Raw genomic sequence first — 18,637 nt, forward strand, 5'->3', positions numbered from 1 at the left:
GGTCAGCTCCACACGGTGCGCCGCAGCCCCTGGTGGCCGGCGCACACGTCGCGCTGGCCGCCGGTCCGGCTGATCGCGCCGTCGCGGCACTGCACCAGCCAGCCCCGGTCGGACCAGAACCCGGGTACGCACGCGAACCAGTCGCAGACCCCGGCGGCCGGCTTGCGGATCCGTGCGCCGCCGCAGAAGTCGTACCCGAAGGGGTTCGCCGGGGCGCCGCAGCGCCGCTCGGCGGCGGGCTGCGGGACGGCGGTGCGGGACGGCGTCGGGCGGGTACGCCGCGGCGTCGGGCTGGTGCTGGGCCGTACCTGGACGGCCGGGGCGACGGCCGGCGGCGCGGGCGTGCCGGTGGCCGCCGGGGTGGCGGCGGCGGCCCGTTCCGAGCCGGCCCGGGTGGGTGGGTTGGACTCGAAGAGCATCGCCGGCACGATCAGCGCCAGCGCCGCGCCGACCGCGACGGTCCGCCGGCCGCCGGGCACCAGCGCGGACATCCGGGCCTGGGCCGGGGTGAGCACGGCCGGACGCAGCGGGCGCAGCGCGGCGTGTTCCTCCAGCAGTTCATCCAGTTCGGCCACGACGGCCGCGCGCTGCTCGATCGCGTCGGCGAAGGCCAGCGTCAGCTTGAACCGGAAGTCGGCCACCGCGCCGGTGGGCAGCAGCAACCCCGAGGTACGGCGCCGGTCCAGCACCTGGATCAGGGTGACCGGCGCGCCCGGGTCGTGGGACAGCCCGGTCATCCTCCCGTACGCCCAGTCGCGCCGGCCCCGCCCGCCGAGCAGCACCAGCCGCCGGTTGGTGAGCACGGCCAGCCCGGCGTCGGACACCCGTACCCCCTCGGGGCGGCGCGGGCGCAGCGGCGGCGGGTCGGGGTCGACGGTCAGCTCGGGGGCGGGCAGCACGGCGGTGTGCCGCACCTCGACCAGTTGCGCGGCCGGCAGCGTCCAGAAGACCACCTCGCCCGGGTCCAGCTCCATCGGCAGGCCCGCGCCGGCCCGCACCGACCCGTGGAAGGACACCGCGAGGGTACGCAGCCGCCGCAGCTCGTCGTCACGGCGGCGCCATGCCTCGTCGGCGGCGCGGAAGACGCGCTGCCGCCGCTCGTTCTGCCGGTGCGCCCACCGGTAACGCCATGTGGAACCCGTCGAATCAGTCATCGCCACGCCGACTCCTCCGCCGCGCGAGCCCACCAATCGGGGTGTCATTCATGTCAACGGCGGCGCAGGGGTACGAAGACACGCGAAAGTCGCCAATTCGACCGATCGGCTGATTGACCGCCACTATCGGCGGAAACTCCTGCGTCGATTCACGTTCCGCGCCACCCGGTTCCCGGCGGCCGCGCTTCGCCATGCGCGGTGATGGCCGCGTCGGTAACGTCAGCCGCAGGGCGGGGCGGCGAGCGGCCCCCGGCGGCGAGGAGGTGCACCGGTGGGCGACCCGGCCGTCGTGGTGGGCGTGGACATCGGCACCACCAGCACCAAGGCGGTCGCGTTCGACACCGACGGGCGCCAGCTGGCCAGCCACTCGATCGGCTACCCACTGGAGGAGCCACATCCGGGCTGGGCCGAGCAGGACCCGGACCTCATCTACGAGGCGGTGCTCGGGGCGATCCGCGCGGTCGTCGACGAGCTGCGCCGGCCGGTCGCCGGCCTGTCGTTCAGCACCGCCATGCACAGCCTGATCGGGCTGGACGCCGACGGCAACCCGCTCACCCCGTCGATCACCTGGGCCGACAGCCGGGCCAGCGCGCAGGCCGAGCGACTGCGGGCCGCGCCGTCCGGGCTGGCGCTGCACCGGCGCACCGGCACCCCGGTGCACCCGATGGCGCCGCTGCCCAAGCTGGTGTGGTTCGCCGAGCAGGAGCCGAAGCTCCACGAGCGGGTCGCGCACTGGGTCGGCATCAAGGACCTCGTCCTGCGCCGACTCGCCGAGGCGCTGGTCACCGACCACTCGGTCGCCTCGGCCACCGGGCTGATGGACATCCACCGGCTGGCCTGGGACAGCGAGGCGTTGCGGGTCGCCGGCATCACCGAGGAGCAGCTCCCCCAACTCGTACCCACCACGCACGTGCTGCCCGGCCTGACCGCCGAGGCGGCCCGGGCCACCGGCCTGCCGGCGGACACCCCGCTGGTCGTCGGCGCCGGCGACGGGCCGCTGGCGAACCTCGGGCTCGGCGCGGTGCAGCCGGGTGTGGTGGCCTGCTCCATCGGCACCAGCGGGGCGATGCGGGTGATGGTGGAACGCCCCGGCGTGGACCCGCTCGGCGGCGTCTTCTGTTACGCGCTCACCGAGAACCGCTGGGTGGTCGGCGGGGCGATCAACAACGGCGGCATCGTGCTCCAGTGGGCCAACGACGCGCTCGCCCCCGAGCTGGGCGAGCACGCCGAGGAGGAACTGCTCGACCTGGCCGCCCGGGCCCCGGTCGGCTCCGGCGGTCTGATCATGTTGCCGTACCTGCTCAGCGAGCGGGCGCCGCACTGGAGCGCGCTGCCCCGCGGGGCGTACGTGGGCCTGACCCACGGCCACGGCCGGCCGCATCTGGTCCGGGCCGCGCTGGAGGGGGTCTGCCAGCAGCTCGCCCTGGTCCTGTCGTCGGTCCGCGCGGCCGGCAACGAGGTACGCGAGATCCGCGCCAGCGGCGGGTTCGCCCGCAGCCCGCTGTGGCGGCAGATCCTCGCCGACGCGCTCGGCATGCCGGTGCGCTTCCCCGCCGGGCACGAGGGCTCCGGCTTCGGCGCCGCCCTGCTCGGCATGCAGGCCCTCGGCCTGATCGAGTCGATCGAGGTGGCCGCCGACCTGGTCCGGATCGAGGAGACGGTCCGGCCGGATCCCGCCTCCGCCGCCACCTACGCGGCGCTGCTCCCGCTCTTCTCCGAGCTGTACGACGCACTCGTGCCCACCTTCGCGTCGCTGCGGCGGCTGGCGCCGAGCCTGCCGCCGGAACCATCACCCACCGCTCCTCCCCAATGACCAACCGAAGGTCGTGATCGCCGTGGTCTCACTGCTCGCCGCGCCGGCGGAACCACTCACGAACGCCGGTGACACCCAACTCGTCGTCGCCGCCCTGCTGGGCATCGCCGCCGTGGTGCTGCTCATCGCCTGGGGCAAGGTGCACCCGTTCCTGGCGCTGATCCTCGGCGCCGCGGTGCTCGGCGTGGTCGCCGCCGTGCCCGCCGACAAGATCGTCACCTCGTTCAGCGGCGGGGTCGGCTCCACCGTCGGCGGTGTCGGCCTGCTGATCGCGCTCGGCGCGATGATCGGCGGCATGCTGGCCGAGTCGGGCGGGGCGGACAGCATCGTCGAACGGGTGGTCGGCCGGGTCTCCGGCGGCGCGCTGCCCTGGGCGATGGCCGGCGTGGCGGCGCTCATCGGCCTGCCGCTCTTCTTCGAGGTCGGCGTGGTGCTGCTGGTGCCGATCGTGCTGCTGGTCTCCCGCCGGGTGGACGTGCCGCTGATGAAGCTCGGCATCCCGGCGCTGGCCGGCCTGTCGGTCCTGCACGGTCTGGTGCCGCCGCACCCCGGCCCGCTGGTGGCGATCGACGCGCTCGGCGCCAACCTCGGTCAGACGCTCGCCCTGGGCCTGCTGGTGGCGATCCCCACGGTGATCATCGCCGGCCCGGTCTTCGGCAACATCATCGCCCGGTACGTGCCGGCCACCGCCCCGGAGGCGCTGCTGCCCACCCGGCGCGACGGCGCGGTCGCCGTCGACCGCAGCCCCACCCGCCCCGGCGACGGCCGGCTGGACGCCGACGGTGACCTGGTCACCGCGGACGACCTGGTCAACCCGGGCACCGGCCGTCCCGGCGCGTCGATCGACGAGCCGGCCGGGCCGCGTTCGCGCCGGGCGCCCGCGCTCTGGGCCGCCGTGGTCACCGTGCTGCTGCCCGTGGTGCTGATGCTGCTGCGGGCGATCGGCGAACTGGCCCTCGACGAGGGCACCGCCGGCCGCAAGGCGCTGGACATCATCGGCACCCCGATCGTCGCGCTGCTGGCCGGCGTCATCTTCGCCATGATCTTCCTGGGCTACCGGACCGGGTTCAGTCGTACCCAGGTCTCCGGCTTCCTGGGCGGCTCGCTGCCGGCGATCGCCGGCATCCTGCTGATCGTGGCCGCCGGCGGCGGCTTCAAGCAGGTGCTGGTCGACGCCGGCGTGGGCAACCTGGTCGCCGACGCCGCCGAGGGCGCCAACCTGTCGCCGCTGCTGCTCGGCTGGCTGGTCGCGGTCGGCATCCGGGTCGCCACCGGCTCGGCCACCGTCGCCACCATCACCGCCGCCGGCATCGTGGCGCCGCTGGCCGCCACGCTCCAGGGGCCCGAGGTGGCGCTGCTGGCGTTGGCTATCGGCTGCGGCTCGCTGTTCTTCTCGCACGTCAACGACGCCGGCTTCTGGCTGGTCAAGGAGTACTTCGGGTTGACCGTCGGGCAGACCATCAAGAGCTGGTCGGTGATGGAGACGATCATCTCGGTGGTCGGTTTCCTCGGCGTCCTCCTGCTCGACGTCTTCGTCTAGCGGCCCACCAGCGACGGGCGGACACCTCCCCGCGACTCCCTCTGAAGCTGATATCAGAAACGACTCACGCGCCGGTCGCCGGTCGCCGCTGCGGGGTGCGGGGCCAGCCGGACGCGGCTGCTGGTCGCGGGAGGCACGGCTACGGCTCGCGCATCGCGGGTCGCGCGTGGCGCGTCGCGGGTCGCGCGTGGCGCGTCGCGCGTCGTGCGTCGTGCGTCGTGCGTCGTGCGTCGTGCGTCGCGGCTCGCGCGTCGTGCGTCGCGGCTCGCGCGTCGTGCGTCGCGGGTCGTGCGTCGCGGCTCGCGCGTCGTGGGTCGCGGGTCGCGGTTCTGCCGGACGCGGCTACGGGTCGCGGGGGGCCGACCCGGGGGTGCGTGCGGCTGGGGCTGGGGCTGGCGATCCCTCCGGCGACTCCCTTTAGAGCTGATATCGGGAACGACTCACGCGCCGGTCGCCGGTGACCATCGACCGCCGGCTACGGCTGTAGCCGGTGATATCACCAACGACTCAGCTCGAGAGGGAGACAGGGGGCGTACACCGCCCCGGACCCCGGCCGTAGGGGCGCGGCGGCGGACCGTCGCGACTCCGGGCGGCGGGGACCCGGACGGCGGGAACCCGGACGATGAGAACCCGGACGATGAGAACCCGGACGGCGAGAACCCGGACGGCGAGAACCCGGACGGCGAGAACCCGGACGGCGGGAACCGGGAGGGTGGTGCGACAGCCGGTCAGGGGGCCTCGACGCCGGAGATGCGGAACTTGTGCACCTCGGCGCCGAGGATCGCCGTCACCTGCTCCGCGTCCGGCCCCGAGCCACGGAACGCGAGCAGCTGTTCGTCGGACTCCCACCGCTCGTACACGTTGATCCGGCCCGGCTCGACCAGGTCGGCGCTGACCGCGAAGTCGACGCAGCCGGGCGCGGCCCGGGCCGCGCGGACGGCCTCCGCGCAGGACGCCAGGTAGGCGTCCCGCCGGGCCGGATCGACGTAGAGGGTGCCGGCGACGATGAGCATGCGGTCATCGTGCCACCGCCGGCGGCTCAGGCCCGGCTGATCGCGTTGGCGTGGATCGCCTCGTTCAGGTAGGCGGCCATCCCGGGCCGGATCGTCTCGTAGTACGCCGTGAACCGGGGGTCGGCCACGTACATGTCGGCCAGCCCGGTGTGCAGCTCCAGCGGGCAGTCGTACCACCAATCGGTGATGAGCTGGCGGTGCTCCTCGGCCAGCGCCATCGCCTCCGGGCCGTCGGCCGGCGCGCCCGAGTCCATGAGCGCGGCGAACCGCCGGCCCCAGTCCTCGTTCACCGCCTTGTTGCGCAGCCAGTCCTCCTTCGTGTAGCGGCTGGCCCGCTCCTGCGACTGCCGGTACGCGTCGGTCTCGCCCCAGCGCTGCTCGACCTCCTCGGCGTGCTCGTCCGGGTCGAAGTCCCCGAACACCTCGAACCGCTCCTCCGGGGTCAACTGGATCCCCACCTTCCTCGCCTCCATCGCGCGTTCGATCGCCGCGACCATCTCCCGGAGCTTGCCGATCCGCCCGGACAGCAGTTCGTGCTGCCGGCGCAGGTGCGCCGCCGGGTCGGCCGTCGGGTCGTCCAGGATCTCGGCGATCTCGTCCAGCGGGAACCCCAGCTCGCGGTAGTAGCGGATGAGCTGCAGGCGGTCCAGGTCGCGGTCGTCGTAGCGGCGGTAGCCCGCCGGTGTGCGCCCGCTCGGCCGCAGCAACCCGATCTCGTCGTAGTGGTGCAGCGTCCGGACCGTCACCCGGGCCGCCCGCGCCACCTGACCCACCGTGTACGCCATGGTTCCCTCCCTTCCGCGACCAAGGCTGCCGCCTCCCGCAGCGTGAGGGTCAAGCCCAATGGTCCGCCCCCGACCAGAAACGGCCGGGGGCGGTGTGCGGGTGCGGCTCAGGTGGTGATCTTCTCGTGCTCCGGGGCGGCGAACGTCGCGCTGGCCGGGGTGCGCAGGGCGTGCAGCAGGCCGGCGGCGGAGAGCAGCAGGAGCAGGGCCGCGCCGAGGTACATGGCCAGGGCGCCCTGCTCGGCCTTGCGGCCGAACTCGCTGAAGCCGTACGAGGTGAGCAGCAGGCCCCGCAGCGTCTCGCCCTTGAACACGGTGTCCCGCTGGGCGCTCACCTCGGCGAGCTGCTTCTGCAGGTCGGCCAGGTTGGCGGCCTTGGCCTGCTCGGCCTGCGCCACCTGCTCGCGCAGCGCGCTCTGCGGCGCGCCGAGGTCGGCGTACGTCTTGCCGCCGGCGATCGACGTCAGGTGCAGGCCGATGTACTCGTTGGCGTAGCACTCGGCCTGCTTGCCGGTGGTGAGCTGCTGGCCGGCGTACTCGCGCAGGCAGTCCGACTTCTTCTCCTCGTCGGACAGCTTGTCCTGCGGGGTGAAGCTGATGTGCTGCGCGGCGAGCTGGTCGTGCACGTAGTTGTTGGCGAAGTTGGCGTTCGTCGTCAGGACGACGCCGACGACGAGCAGCAGGACCGCGAGGCCCAGCCCACCGATGCTGAACAACAGGTCGAGCGTCCGTCGCTTCATCTCTGGCTCCCGGATGGGGGTGTGTGCCGGCTGGTTGACGGGAACCATCGTGGCGGCGACCGGTACGCCGGGAGCAGGGCCGAACCCCCTGTCCCGCCCGGGACCTTCGGCCCGGAGGCGGTGGGCCGGTCAGCGGGCGGCGTCCACCGGGACCAGCGTGGGGAGCAGGTCGGACAGCGCGGTCGGGCGGCCGTACCGCCAGCCCTGGCCCTGCCGGCAGCCGATCGCGGTGACCGCCGCGTGCTGGGCGCCGGTCTCCACCCCCTCGGCCACCACGGCCAGGTCGAACGCGCCGGCCAGCCGGTTGACCATCTCGACCGTGGCGTACGCGCGGGCGTCGCCGGCGTCCAACCGGGACACGAAGGACCGGTCGATCTTCAGCTCGGTGGCCGGGATGCGGTGCAGGTAGCTCAGCGAGGAGTAGCCGGTGCCGAAGTCGTCGATGGCGATGCGGACGCCGAGGTCACGCAACTGGGCCAGCCGGTCGAGTACGGCCTCGCTGCCCTCGATCAGCGCCGACTCGGTGAGTTCGAGCGTGAGCGCGCGGGGCGGCAGTCCGGCCGCGCCCATCGCGCCGGTGACCGTGGCGATCAGGTCGGGTCGGCACAGGTGGGCGGCAGCGATGTTGACGGCCACCGTCACCTCGGGCGCGTGCTCGCGCCAGGTGGCCGCCGCGCGGCACGCCTCGTGGATCACCCACCGGTCGATGCCCAGGATCAGGCCGGTCTCCTCGGCCAGCGGCAGGAACCTCGCCGGGGTGAGCACCCCCAGCCGGGGGTGCCGCCAACGGACCAACGCCTCCGCGCTGCGGACGGTGCCGGTGGCCAGGTCCACGATGGGCTGGAACTCCATCAGCAACTGACCTTCGTCGACGGCCCGCCGCAGGTCGGCGATCAGCTCGGCCCGGCCGACCGCCGACTCGCGCAGCTCCGCCGTGCACGTCCGGTACGCGGACTTGCCGGAGGCCTTCGCCGCGTACATGGCGATGTCGGCGTCGCGGAGCAGATCGGTGTGCGAGGTGTGCTGCGGCCCATACTCGGCGATGCCGATGCTGGCCGACGGGTGGACACCGAGGTCCTCCTCGCCGGGCAGCGGTTCGAGCGCGGCGAGCAGCCGCACGGCGAGCCGCTCCGGCGACACCGGGCGGTCCCCGGCGACCAGGACCGCGAACTCGTCCCCGCCGAGCCGGGCGATCATCCCGTCCGGCCCGACCGCGTCCCGCATGCGCTCGGCGGTGGTGGTCAGCAACCGGTCCCCGGCGGCGTGCCCGAACCGGTCGTTGACCTGCTTGAAGCCGTCCAGGTCCAGCAGCACCACGGCGACCGGCCCGCCGGCGCGCAGCGCGCGGCGCAGCCGCCGGATGAACGTCAGCCGGTTGGGCAGGCCGGTGAGCTGGTCGGAGTAGGCGAGGCGACGCAGTCGGCCGACCAACCGCAGGTTCTCGTTGGCGGCCAGCCCCTGCCGCAGCGCGAGCACGCCGAGCAGCGCCATCATGCCGACGAAGACCAGGTGCGGGGTCTGCCCGGTGGGCCGCCGGGACAGCATCACGGCGACGATGGCCCCACCCACCGGCAGGTACGGCAGCGCGACCCGCCACCAGGGCGGCAACGGCGACTCGACGTCCTCCTCCCCGTCCCCGCAGGCCGGGGGCGGGTAGCGGGTGGCCAGGCCGACCAGCAGGTAGCTCAACGGCCAGCAGACGTCGACCGGGTGCCCGGGCGCGTAGCTGCCGTGCGCGACGAGCGAGACGTAGACGGTGTCCGCCCCGGCCCGGATGGCCAGGCCCGCGCCGATGACGGTGAGGGAGCGCCACATCGGGCGGCCCGGCCCGGCGACCGCCACCAGGATGGTCAGCTGCATCAGGTCGAACATCGGGTAGAGCAGCCCGAACGTGCGCAGCGGGTCGGCCAGGTCGGCGTCGGCCACGTCGCGGAACACCAGCAGCCAGCCGATCGGGATCAGCGCGAGCCCGACGATCACCCCGTCGAGCAGCGTGCGGGCCTGCCCGATCAGGCTGCGCGGGCCGGCCCGGGAGCAGAGCAGCGCGGCGGTGCCGGTGACGATGCCGGCGGTGAAGAGACCCCCGACCAGCGGCGTGTGCGGCAGGTCGATCCCGCCGAGCCGCTCGACCGTCCACACCGTACGGCCGAGCGCGGCGAGCACCATGGTGGCCGCGAGCAGGCTCCAGAACCGGCGCAGCGCGTGCGGGTGCCGGCGGGCCGCGCCGACGCAGAGCACCGCCGCCCAGCTCGACACCGCCATCGCGCCGAGGTCGCTGACCAGGGCCGCGCCGGGCAGGCCGGCGACCAGCCAGATCATCTCCCCGAGTACGACGACGACGGCCGCGACGAGTCCGACACGGCCGGCGAGCGGGTGACGGGCCGGCGCCGCGACGGCGAGGCTCACGTCGTGCTGGGGGACAACGATGCGCTCCGGCTCTCTTCCAGACGTGCACCCTCGGTGACGAGGACCGGACGGCGGACGACGAACGGCGCAAGCCTAACCAGCGCCGGGGGCCGCCGCCAGAGTCGTTCGTTGTCGGTCACCGGACCGGTGAGCCGGGCGGGTCCGGCCCGGCGGGACGCCGGGCCGGACCCGCGGTCGTCACTGGACGGTGACGTTGTCCACGTAGACGGCGGAGGTGCCGCCCGCGCCGCTGCCCGGCACGAACTGCACGCCGATCTCCCGGACGTCACCCAGGTTGGCCACGCCGGCAAGCGACAGCGACAGGTTCACCCCGGCCGAGGTCACGGCCACGCTGCCGCCGTCGAACCACTGCCAACCGGCGCCGGTCTTGACGTACAGCTTGGCCTGGCTGCCGGTGCCGAAGCTCCCCCACGGCGCGACCCGCGCGGTGGCGCGCAGCGTGGTCCGCCCGCTCAGGCTGGTGGTGGCGGTCTTCTTCAGGTACGCGGCCCCGGCTCCCAGGTTCACGTCGGACTTGAGCGCGCGGGTGCCCTGCGACGCCCACTCGGTGACCTGCCACGGCCCCCCGGTGACGTTGGCGCCGGTCCACCCCTCGGTGCCCGACTCGAACCCGTTGAGCAGGGTCCCGCCGGACGGGGGCGGGGTGGTGGTGCCACCGCCGCCCGGCTCGGTCACGGCGCCCAGGTCGACCTCGCCGCGGTTCGCGATCCAGGAGTTGTTGAACAGCGTGCTCGCGCCGGAGTTGCGGGCCGGGCCCCAGCCGTCGTTCCAGGCCAGGAAGTAGGACGTCTTCGGGTAGCTCTGCTGGAACGCGGTGACCCAGCGCCCGTAGTCGAACGAGCCCTGGCTGTCCGGACCGATCTCGGCGAACGCGAACGGCTTGCCCAGCCCGACCAGCTCGGCGTACGCGGACTGGATGCCGGAGACCTGCGGGTTGTCGTCGTACGCGTCCATGCCGACGACGTCGGTGTAGGAGGCGCCCGGGTAGTAGGCGGTGCGGTTGCCCCGGCTGAAGTCGGCGGAGTAGACCCAGAGCAGGTTGTCCAGCCCCTTGGTGCCGGTGAGGTAGGTGTACATCTGCTGCCAGACCTGCTTGAACGTGTTCGGGTCGCGGTTGCCCCACCAGAACCAGTCGCCGTTGACCTCGTGGAACGGCCGGAACAGCACCGGAACCCCGGCGTTCTCCAGGTCCTGCAGGCCGGCGGCCATCTTGTCCTGGAGCTGTCGCCAGCGGGCGCCGGCCGCGGTGGACGGGTTGAGCAGGTCGGCGAAGTTGCCCATGGGGGTGTTCAGGCCGCCGCCGTTGGCGTTGGCCGGGCTGGGCAGGTGCACGCTGATGGTGACCAGACCCCCGCTCATCCACCAGGACTTCAGCGCGCCGTTGCAGGAGTGGTCGACGAGTGCGGTGATGTCGCTGTTGGTCGCCCAGCCGGAGCCGTAGTCGCAGCTGAGGATCGCCGGGTACTGCCCGGTGGCGGCGCGCAGCTCCTCGGTCTGGTTGAGCGAGAAGCCGCTGTTGCTGTAGCCGCCGAAGAAGCCGGAGGCGATCCGGTTGCTGCTCCGGTTGGGCAGGTGGGCGAGCCAGTTGAGCACGTCGCGGGTGGCGGTGGAGGCGTTGGCGTTGACCGGGGAGACGGTGTGCGCGTCGGCCGGGGTGACGACGGTGAGCGCGGTGACGGCGGCCAGGACGGTGGCGGCGGCGGTCGACGCGAGGCGGAACCTGCTGCTTCGCATGGGTCACCTCATTCGGTTCGTGGCGGGCGGTGGTGTGGCAGCCACCAGTGCACTACTGAACCGATTAAGTTTCAAGCATGTAAATGGATTGATACAGTTACTCCTCGTGATGCTCCGGCGGGCCGCCGTGCGTCCACGGCGTCTCCTCCGGCGCCGGGAACGCGCCGCCCGGCAGGAAACCGTCCGACAGGCTGGTCAGGCAGATCCGCTCCCCCACCTCGGGCACGCTGCCCGTCGGGGCGGACAACCCGCGGCCCATCCCACCGGAGAGTTCCAGCACCACCTCCGTCTTGCCGTCCGCACCCGGGGTCAGGAAGACGATCCTGGCCTTCTGTCCCGGGCGGGCCGGCGACCACAACGTCGCGCCCACCGGCATCGGCACCGGCTCGGTGGTCACCACCTGGATCCGGGGACGCAGCACCGGCCGCCGGCCGGAGTCGTCCACCCGCTTCGGGTCGGCCAGCGTCACCTCGCCGACGAACGCCTCCCCGGCCAGCCGGTGCTCGGCCATAACCAGCGGGTCGTCGTACGCCCGCTGCACCGCCCACGCGGTCGCCGCCCGCTCCAGCCGCTGCAACCGCAGCGCCGCGGCCACCGCGCCGTCGCGGCGCGGCTGCGGGCCGCCACCGGCGTCGACGTGCTCGGCGTACGCGGTGAACGCGTCCCGGTCACCGGCCCAGCGACCGGCCACCCGGGCACCGGGCGGCAGCGCCCGCAGCAGCCCGACGCCGCGCCACATCAGCTCCCAGGTGGGCGCGAGCTGGTCGCGCAGCAGCCCGGCCAGTTCGTCGTACGCGGCGGCGCGGGCGGCCGGGTCGTCCTCGGCCCGCGCGTACGCCTCGATCGCCGGGGCCAGCCGGTGGTTGTCGAAGTCCGGGTCGGTGGCCGGCCCCGCCGGCGGGCACCGTGCCGGGTCCTCGGCCGCCACCGCCGCCTCGGCGCCGGTCAGTCCGGCCGGCGGATCGAGCCAGCCGAGCACGGCCGGCAGGTGCAGATCCTCCACCGCGCTCTGCCCGGTCGCCCAGTGCAGCGTCAACGCGTCGGTCAGCGCCAGCAGCGCGGCCGACCCGGGCTGTTCCGCGCGCTCGGCGAAGAACGTCGCCCAGCGGCCGAGCAGCGGCACCGACGGATGCACCGGGTGGTCCCCGTCGACCCGGCGGAACCGGGTGGAGCGACCGAACAGGCGCAGGAACGTGACCCCGGCCGGGTTGGGCACCAGCAGTTGCGGCGCGTCGACGTAGCGGTGCCGGACGTCCCGCCCCCGGTCCACCGCCACCGCCTCGGTCACCGTGCGGAACGAGTCCAGGTAGGGCAGGACGACGCCGGCCAGCTCGGCGGCGAAGGCGAAACGCTGGTCGCGGTTGCGCGGCTGCGGCACCACCAGCAGCCGGGCCTCGTCCGGCGCGGCGCCGACCAGCGCGGCCAGCGGGGCGTTCGCCTCACCGGCCAGCGCGAGCGGCACCAGCACCAGCGGCCGGTCGGACAGGTGCAGGTGCCGGACCGTCGCCACCGGCTGGGCCCGTCCGGTGGCGACCGCCTGCGCCCGGGCGAGCGCGCGCAGCGTACTCACGCGGGGTTGCCGGTCAGGACCTCGGCCCGCAGGCGCGCGGCGGCGCGCAGCAGCGCGGCGGCCTCCGCCTGCTCCGGCTCGGGGGTGCGGACGCCCTCGGCGAGCGCCAGCACGTCGGCCACCTCGACGACGCCGCCGAGCGCCTCGCGGACCGGCCGGCCCAGCGCCCCGGTGTGGCCGCGCGCCTCATGCCGGCAGAAGGAGGCCAGCTCGCAGGCGGCCAGGCAGTCCGGCGCGTAGCGGGCCGGCACCCGGTGCAACGCGGCCGCGAGCGTGGCCGGGTCGGCCGTCGGGTCGGCGGTGAAACCGGCCGGCACGGCGGCGAGCAGGTCGTCGACCCGGGCCATCCGGGCCAGTTGGCGGCGCAGCACCAGCAGTTGCCGGCGTACGTCGAGCAGGCTGGCCACCGGCTGGTTGGTGAAGTCCCGCGGGCAGACCAGCACCACCTCGTGCGACACCAGCTCCGGGTCGCGGCCCCCGGCGGCGAGCAGGTCGCGCAGCGCCAGCACGTAGACGGCGGACTGGATCGCCGCGGCGGCGACCTTGGCCGGGTCGGCCTGCCCGTCGATCACCGGGAACGACTTGATCTCCACGACGTGGAACCGGCCGGCCAGGCGCGCGGCGACCAGGTCCGGTTCCAGGTGCACCCGCCGGCCGGCCACGTCCAGGCCGAGCAGCGGGTGGTCGAAGAGCGCGGGACCGTCGCCCCCGGCGGTCAACGCCGCCCGGGACCGCTCCGGGCGGTCGTCGTCGGCGCCGAGGTCCGTCCAGGTCGCACCGGCCGGCACCGGTACGCCGAGCCGCTCCGCCACCAGGCGCAGCAGCTCCGCCCCGCCGTCGGCCTTGACCTGCGACTCGAACGCGTTGCCCCGGGTGATCGCGAAGCGGGACTGTCCGAAGCGGGCCGGGAAGCCGAGCCGCTCGGCCAACGCCGGCTTGTCCGCACCGGCGCCGTCCAGCACGGCGCGGCGGGTGCAGCCGGGGTTGCCGGTCAACGCCGCGACGGTGCGGGCGTTGTGCCGCCGGGGCGGCCCCCCACCCCGGATCTCGCTCAGCCGATCTTCCACCCGATGAAGTGTAAGGAAGGGCCCCCTCTTAACGCCTCCGGTAGAGGCGGGGACCCCTGTTAACAGCCCAGGCGTCAGCGGCCGGCGGAGCGGTTCCACGGTGACCGCGGAGACAGCGCCCCCGCCGTCGGTCGACTGCGACGACGGCGCCGGCGACCGGGCGTGCACGGTGGGCGGGCGGCGGTGTGCACCGGTACGGCGGGCGGAGGCACCGGCTGCCGCCCGATCAGCCAGCAGAGGAAGCGGGTCACGGTCAGCCGACCGGGAGGCGCTCGGCGTCGGCGCGGGAGATCTCGTACTCGGCGCCGCAGAACGTGCACTGCTGCGCGTACCGGGTGCGTACCGGGATCAGGGGGATGAAGAAGAGGCTGAACTTGGTGGCCCGCCGGGTGATCACCTGGGCGGCCTGGTTCCCGCAGTGGCGGCAGACCTGGGTGACGACGCCGGACCGGTCGACCTTGGTCCGCAGCCCGAAGATGAAGAACATCGCCCGCCATTACCCACCCGGGGCACGTGTTAAGCGGGGCCCCCTCCTCTACCGGAGGCGTTAACAGGGGGCCCCTCCTTACACCTCAGAGCCAGATGGGCTGCCAGTTCGGCATCTCGTGGAAGCGCCGCAGCTCGGCCAGGCCGGCGACGGTGCCGGTCCACGCCGCGTACGGGGGGTTGCCCTGGTCGAAGCCGGACTGCACGAAGGTCAGCTTCGTCCGGCCGCCGGACTCGGCCAGCTCCCACGAGCTGACGCCGGTCGGTCCCCAGTCGACGGAGATCGCCTGCCCCGGCGTCACGTCGAGCACCTTGGCCGCGTAGCCGGCGTCGAAGCCGCCCATCGCGTAGCGACCACCCGCCCACGGCTCGATGCCGATCGGGTAGCCGAACCAGGCGCTCGCCTGCTCGGAGTCGGTCAGCGAGGTCCACACCTTGTCCATCGGCGCGTCGATCAGCATCTCGCCGCGCAGGTCGGCCGAGGTGAAGTCGGTCCGCGGCAGCAGCGGCCTCCCCTCCAGGTGGGCGTTGAGGTTGGCGATCGCCAGCGCCCAGAACGTCTGGAGCACGCCCCGGATGCTGCTGCCGTTCATCGCCTCCTCGAAGGAGAAGTGACTCTGCCGCAGCGTCAGAACGGTGGCGTCGCCGTCGGGCTCCAGCTCGAACTCGGTGGTGGTCTCCACCCCGTCGAGCGTCCACGCGAAGCGCAGCGTCTTCTCGTCGGCGTGCAGCAGCCGCTGGTGCGGCACATCGCCCTCGGGCGTGTAGCGGCCCCAGAACTCGTACCGCCCGGGCAGGTCCACCTCGGCGTGTTCGGCCAGCCAGACGCGCAGCTCGGCGGGATCGGTCAGCGCCCGGCGGACGGTCGCCACCGGCGCGGCGAGACGGGCGCGGACGGTCATCGGGTCACTCATGCTGGTTGCCCTTCGGGTAGCAGGCCACGGCGAGCTTGAAGGCGTCTCCCTCGGCGCCGCCGTAGCGGGTGAACAGGTCCCGCAGCGTCGACTGCAGGTCGTGCAGGAACTCCTGCCGCCGCTCGGCGGGCACCCGGATCTCGCCGGAGACGCCGATCGACGGAAGTTCGGGGGCGGCGCGGTCCAGCCCGGCGATGTCGGCCTGGACCTCCTCCATGAGGTCGAGCAGGTAGCCGAGGCTCAGCTCGTCCTGCGCCCGGCGGGTGCCGCCGATGCGGCCGACCAGCCGCGGGGAGAGCCAGTAGGACCGGGCGACGGCGCGGTAGATGCCCTCGTTGATGCCGCGCACCCGCCGCTCGGCGACCTGCTCGGCCAGCCCGGCCGCGACCAGTTGCTTGACGTGGTAGTAGACGCGCTGCGGCGTCTGCTCCAGCCGGGCGGCGACCTCGGTGCAGGTGCGGGGCTCGGCCAGTTGCCGCAGCACCTCGATGCGCTGCGGCTTGAGCAGGGCTTCGGCCTGCTCGCGCTGTTCCAGATACAGGACATCTCTCATGGCAAAAACAAGTTTGTACGTAAAAAACTTGCTTGTCAATAGAGACGACGAGAGGCCGCACGATCCGTGCGGCCTCTCGTCGGTACGGGTGTCAGGGTGTCCAGTCGGGGCGCAGCGGATAGCCGTTGACCCCCTGCGGGCCGTTGTGCGTGGCGAGCACCTGGTGCAGCTGGATGCCGTTGCGCTCGAACGCCATCCGGGAGCCGGCCATGTACAGGCCCCAGACCCGGGCGGTGCCCGGACCCACCTCGTCGACGCAGAAGTCCCAGTGCTCGACCAGGTTGCGGCACCAGCCGGCCAACGTCAGCGCGTAGTGCTGGCGCAGGTTCTCCTCGTGGTGCACCTCGAACCCGGCGTCGTGGATCTCGCTGATCAGCCGGCCCGGACCGGCCAGCTCACCGTCCGGGAAGACGTACCGGTCGATGAACGCGCCGGAGCGGTGCGGGGCGCGGTTGTCGGCGCGGGTGATGCAGTGGTTGAGCAGCCGGCCGCCGGGCTTGAGCCGGGACCGCAGCGCGCCGAAGTAGGCCGGGTAGTTGCGCACCCCGATGTGCTCGGTGAGCCCGATCGAGGAGATCGCGTCGAACTGCTCGCGCGGCGCGTCCCGGTAGTCGAGGTGCCGCACCTCGGCCAGGTCACCCAGCCCCTCCCGCTCGATCGCGGCCTGCGCCCACTGCGCCTGCGCCCGGGACAGGGTCACACCGAGCGCCTTCACGCCGTACTCCCGGGCCGCGTGCCGGACCATGCCGCCCCAGCCGCAGCCGACGTCCAGCAGCCGCATCCCCGGTTTGAGCGCGAGCTTGCCGGCGACCAGGTCGTACTTGGCCCGCTGCGCCTCTTCCAGGGTGTCGCCCGGGCTGCGGAAGACCGCGCAGGTGTACGTCATGGACTCCCCGAGCACCTTCTCGTAGAAGGCGTTCGACACGTCGTAGTGGTGGGAGATCGCGTTGCTGTCCCGCGCCCGCGAGTGGCGCAGCCCGTTCACCACCCGCTTCCAGCGCGGCGCCGCCTCCTGCGGCGGGGGCGGCGGCGGCATCAACCGCTCCCAGCCCAGCCCCTTGACCAGGGCCAGCGCCTCGCTCACCGGGGGCATCCGCAGCGGCATCTCGTCCTTGAGCACGCGCAACGCCTCGTACGGGTCGCCGGGGTGCACCCCCTCCAACCCCAGGTCACCGCTGACGTAGGCCCGCGCCATGCCCAGGTCGCCGGGCGCGGTGAGCAGGTAGGACAGGCCCCGCTCGGTGCGGATCGCCAGGGTGATCCCGGCGTCGGCCGGGCCCACCGCGCTGCCGTCGTATCCGGTGACGCGCACCGGCAGGTCGCGGGTGGTGACCGCGCGGATCACGTCCGCCACGGTCGGTCCGGTGCGCCGGCCGCCCGCCGGCGGACCGGCCGGGGCGCTCGCCGCCCCCGGTGTTCGGTCGGTCAGACTCATGCTCGGGATACCGCCTTCTCGTACAGTCCGGTGAGTCGGTGGTCCGGGTCGTAGCGGTCCTTCACGGCGCGCCAGGTGTCCCCGCCGTAGAGCCGGTCGAACGCCGCCCGGTCGTAGTACGCGTCGGAGTAGAGCGACTTGTGGCCGCCCACCTCCGACACCATGCGCTCGATCTGGCGGTTGACGTCGCCGTCGGCGGCTCCCGCCGCGATCGGCACGCTCCCCCAGAAGCCGATGTTCACATAGGTTTCGCCCGGTTGGAGCGGATACAGCGGCCACGCCCGGGCCGATCCCCGGCCGGCCGGCTCACGCAGCCGCAACGGGCAGAGCCAGACCGGTGTCATGCCGACGTCGGCCGCGAACCAGCGCAGGAATTCGGCCGTACGGTCCAGCGGGATCTCCACGTCCTGCACCACCCGCTCGCGCGCCGGCCGACCCCGCCACCTGTCGATCCGGGCCGCCACCTGGTGCCGGTGCTCCAGCCGGACGATGCGGTGGTAGACGTCGCTGCGCCGGTAGCGCTGCGGCCAGAGCCGCCGCACCACCGGGTGCTGCACCCCGAACGCCGCCGAGCACCAGAACCAGTCGGTGTCCCACCGCCAGAGATAGTCGTACGCGCCGAGCACGTCGCGGGTGCGGCGGCGCAGCGAGCGGTAGTAGATCTCCTGGCCGGTGTAGTCCGACGGCGGCCCCTCGGCCTCGTCGGTGAACGTGCCGAGCACGAGGTAGGACTCGCCGGGGCTGAACATCACCCCGTCCATGGCGTCGACCGGGTCGCCGGCCCAGGCGCCCTTGGCGACCACCTCGGCCACCGCGTCGACCAGTTCCTCCAGCCGGGTGAACCGGATGTTGCGCAGGGCCACGTGCCGGCGGACCGGTTGCAGCTCGATGCGCAGCCGGGTGGCGTAGCCGAGGCTGCCCAGCGAGTTGGGGAAGGCGCGGAACAGGTCGGCGTGCTCGCCCTGGGGCCGGGCGGTGACGATCTCCCCGGCGCCGGTGAGCAGGTCCATCTCGGTCACCGACTCATGCGGCAGGCCGTTGCGGAAGGAGGTGGACTCGATGCCCAGGCCGGTCACCGCGCCGCCCAGCGTGATCGTGCGCAACTGCGGCACGACCAGCGGCATCAGACCGTGCGGCAGCGTCGCGTCGACCAGATCCTCGTAGGTGCACATGCCCTGCACGTCGGCGGTGCGGGCCGCCGGGTCGACGCCGAGCACGCCGGTCAGTCCACTCACGTCCAGGCCCGGCGTACGCGGCGCGGATCGGGGGCGGAACAGGTTCGAGGTCTGCTTGGCCAGCCGTACGGGTTCTCCGGCGGGCACCGCGGCGTAGGAACGCCGCAGCGTGTCCACCGCCCGTTCATGATCACGGACAGCGTGCATGAGATCACCTTACGCTCGGGTACG

At 73.5% G+C, this 18,637-nt stretch carries 15 protein-coding genes; 2 read left to right on the forward strand and 13 right to left on the reverse strand.

Annotation, left to right across the window (positions count from 1 at the left end; all coding sequences use genetic code 11):
* Positions 1-2: 2 nt before the first annotated feature.
* On the reverse strand, positions 3-1,160 hold the full coding sequence (locus COO58_RS01620; RefSeq protein WP_091581402.1) for a hypothetical protein: 1,158 nt from the start codon (positions 1,158-1,160) through the stop codon (positions 3-5).
* A gap of 265 nt (positions 1,161-1,425) precedes the next feature.
* Between COO58_RS01620 and COO58_RS01625 the strand changes: the two genes are divergently transcribed.
* Both COO58_RS01625 and COO58_RS01630 read left to right on the forward strand, forming a co-directional pair.
* Positions 1,426-2,967 (forward strand): gluconokinase, encoded by a 1,542-nt coding sequence (locus tag COO58_RS01625; protein ID WP_098743555.1) that lies wholly within the window; start codon positions 1,426-1,428, stop codon positions 2,965-2,967.
* A gap of 22 nt (positions 2,968-2,989) precedes the next feature.
* Positions 2,990-4,507: an SLC13 family permease gene (locus tag COO58_RS01630; RefSeq protein ID WP_091584140.1), complete on the forward strand. Its 1,518-nt coding sequence runs from the start codon at positions 2,990-2,992 to the stop codon at positions 4,505-4,507.
* A 728-nt stretch (positions 4,508-5,235) separates the two neighbouring features.
* On the opposite strand, the gene COO58_RS01640 is transcribed toward COO58_RS01630, so the two are convergent.
* The 12 genes from COO58_RS01640 to COO58_RS01695 all read right to left on the reverse strand — a co-directional run bounded on the left by COO58_RS01640 (position 5,236) and on the right by COO58_RS01695 (position 18,613).
* Entirely contained in the window at positions 5,236-5,520 is a 285-nt protein-coding gene (locus tag COO58_RS01640; protein ID WP_091581409.1) for a putative quinol monooxygenase, read from the reverse strand.
* 26 nt (positions 5,521-5,546) lie between these two features.
* Positions 5,547-6,305: a MerR family transcriptional regulator gene (locus tag COO58_RS01645; protein ID WP_098743556.1), complete on the reverse strand. Its 759-nt coding sequence runs from the start codon at positions 6,303-6,305 to the stop codon at positions 5,547-5,549.
* Between the two features lie 107 nt (positions 6,306-6,412).
* The gene (locus COO58_RS01650; RefSeq protein ID WP_091581415.1) at positions 6,413-7,045 is read right to left on the reverse strand and encodes a hypothetical protein; all 633 of its coding nucleotides are present in this window, start codon (positions 7,043-7,045) and stop codon (positions 6,413-6,415) included.
* Positions 7,046-7,174: 129 nt separating this feature from the next.
* The gene (locus COO58_RS01655) at positions 7,175-9,451 is read right to left on the reverse strand and encodes a bifunctional diguanylate cyclase/phosphodiesterase (protein ID WP_245666872.1); all 2,277 of its coding nucleotides are present in this window, start codon (positions 9,449-9,451) and stop codon (positions 7,175-7,177) included.
* 198 nt (positions 9,452-9,649) lie between these two features.
* A complete protein-coding gene (locus COO58_RS01660) occupies positions 9,650-11,206 on the reverse strand; it encodes a glycosyl hydrolase (RefSeq protein ID WP_098743558.1) in 1,557 nt (518 codons plus the stop codon).
* Between the two features lie 97 nt (positions 11,207-11,303).
* Positions 11,304-12,776 carry a hypothetical protein gene (locus COO58_RS01665; RefSeq protein WP_098743559.1) on the reverse strand — a complete coding sequence of 491 codons (1,473 nt, stop codon included), beginning with the start codon at positions 12,774-12,776 and terminating at the stop codon, positions 11,304-11,306.
* Positions 12,773-13,843 (reverse strand): hypothetical protein, encoded by a 1,071-nt coding sequence (locus COO58_RS01670; RefSeq protein WP_098743561.1) that lies wholly within the window; start codon positions 13,841-13,843, stop codon positions 12,773-12,775. The genes COO58_RS01665 and COO58_RS01670 overlap by 4 nt, the downstream gene beginning before the upstream one ends.
* 253 nt (positions 13,844-14,096) lie before the next feature.
* The gene (locus COO58_RS01675; protein WP_091581433.1) at positions 14,097-14,330 is read right to left on the reverse strand and encodes a zinc-ribbon domain-containing protein; all 234 of its coding nucleotides are present in this window, start codon (positions 14,328-14,330) and stop codon (positions 14,097-14,099) included.
* 85 nt (positions 14,331-14,415) lie between these two features.
* Positions 14,416-15,243 carry an SRPBCC domain-containing protein gene (locus COO58_RS01680; RefSeq protein WP_098743562.1) on the reverse strand — a complete coding sequence of 276 codons (828 nt, stop codon included), beginning with the start codon at positions 15,241-15,243 and terminating at the stop codon, positions 14,416-14,418.
* Positions 15,236-15,796, reverse strand: a complete 561-nt coding sequence (locus tag COO58_RS01685) for a helix-turn-helix domain-containing protein (RefSeq protein WP_098743564.1) — start codon at positions 15,794-15,796, stop codon at positions 15,236-15,238. Before COO58_RS01685 ends, COO58_RS01680 begins: the two co-directional genes overlap by 8 nt.
* 91 nt (positions 15,797-15,887) lie before the next feature.
* Positions 15,888-17,231, reverse strand: a complete 1,344-nt coding sequence (locus COO58_RS01690; protein WP_098743565.1) for a class I SAM-dependent methyltransferase — start codon at positions 17,229-17,231, stop codon at positions 15,888-15,890.
* Entirely contained in the window at positions 17,228-18,613 is a 1,386-nt protein-coding gene (locus COO58_RS01695) for an FAD-binding oxidoreductase (protein ID WP_091581451.1), read from the reverse strand. Before COO58_RS01695 ends, COO58_RS01690 begins: the two co-directional genes overlap by 4 nt.
* Positions 18,614-18,637 lie beyond the last annotated feature (24 nt).

This window comes from Micromonospora sp. WMMA1996 (genome assembly GCF_002573675.1).
Taxonomy (GTDB): Bacteria; Actinomycetota; Actinomycetes; order Mycobacteriales; family Micromonosporaceae; genus Micromonospora; species Micromonospora sediminicola.

Bases quoted from the DNA above. Each gene is read 5' to 3' on its own strand.
- COO58_RS01640 (WP_091581409.1), bottom strand. From the start codon at position 5,520: ATGCTCATCGTCGCCGGCACCCTCTACGTCGATCCGGCCCGGCGGGAC.
- COO58_RS01660 (WP_098743558.1), bottom strand. From the start codon at position 11,206: ATGCGAAGCAGCAGGTTCCGCCTCGCGTCGACCGCCGCCGCCACCGTC.
- COO58_RS01650 (WP_091581415.1), bottom strand. From the start codon at position 7,045: ATGAAGCGACGGACGCTCGACCTGTTGTTCAGCATCGGTGGGCTGGGC.
- COO58_RS01685 (WP_098743564.1), bottom strand. From the start codon at position 15,796: ATGAGAGATGTCCTGTATCTGGAACAGCGCGAGCAGGCCGAAGCCCTG.
- COO58_RS01680 (WP_098743562.1), bottom strand. From the start codon at position 15,243: ATGAGTGACCCGATGACCGTCCGCGCCCGTCTCGCCGCGCCGGTGGCG.
- COO58_RS01695 (WP_091581451.1), bottom strand. From the start codon at position 18,613: ATGCACGCTGTCCGTGATCATGAACGGGCGGTGGACACGCTGCGGCGT.
- COO58_RS01645 (WP_098743556.1), bottom strand. From the start codon at position 6,305: ATGGCGTACACGGTGGGTCAGGTGGCGCGGGCGGCCCGGGTGACGGTC.
- COO58_RS01690 (WP_098743565.1), bottom strand. From the start codon at position 17,231: ATGAGTCTGACCGACCGAACACCGGGGGCGGCGAGCGCCCCGGCCGGT.
- COO58_RS01675 (WP_091581433.1), bottom strand. From the start codon at position 14,330: ATGTTCTTCATCTTCGGGCTGCGGACCAAGGTCGACCGGTCCGGCGTC.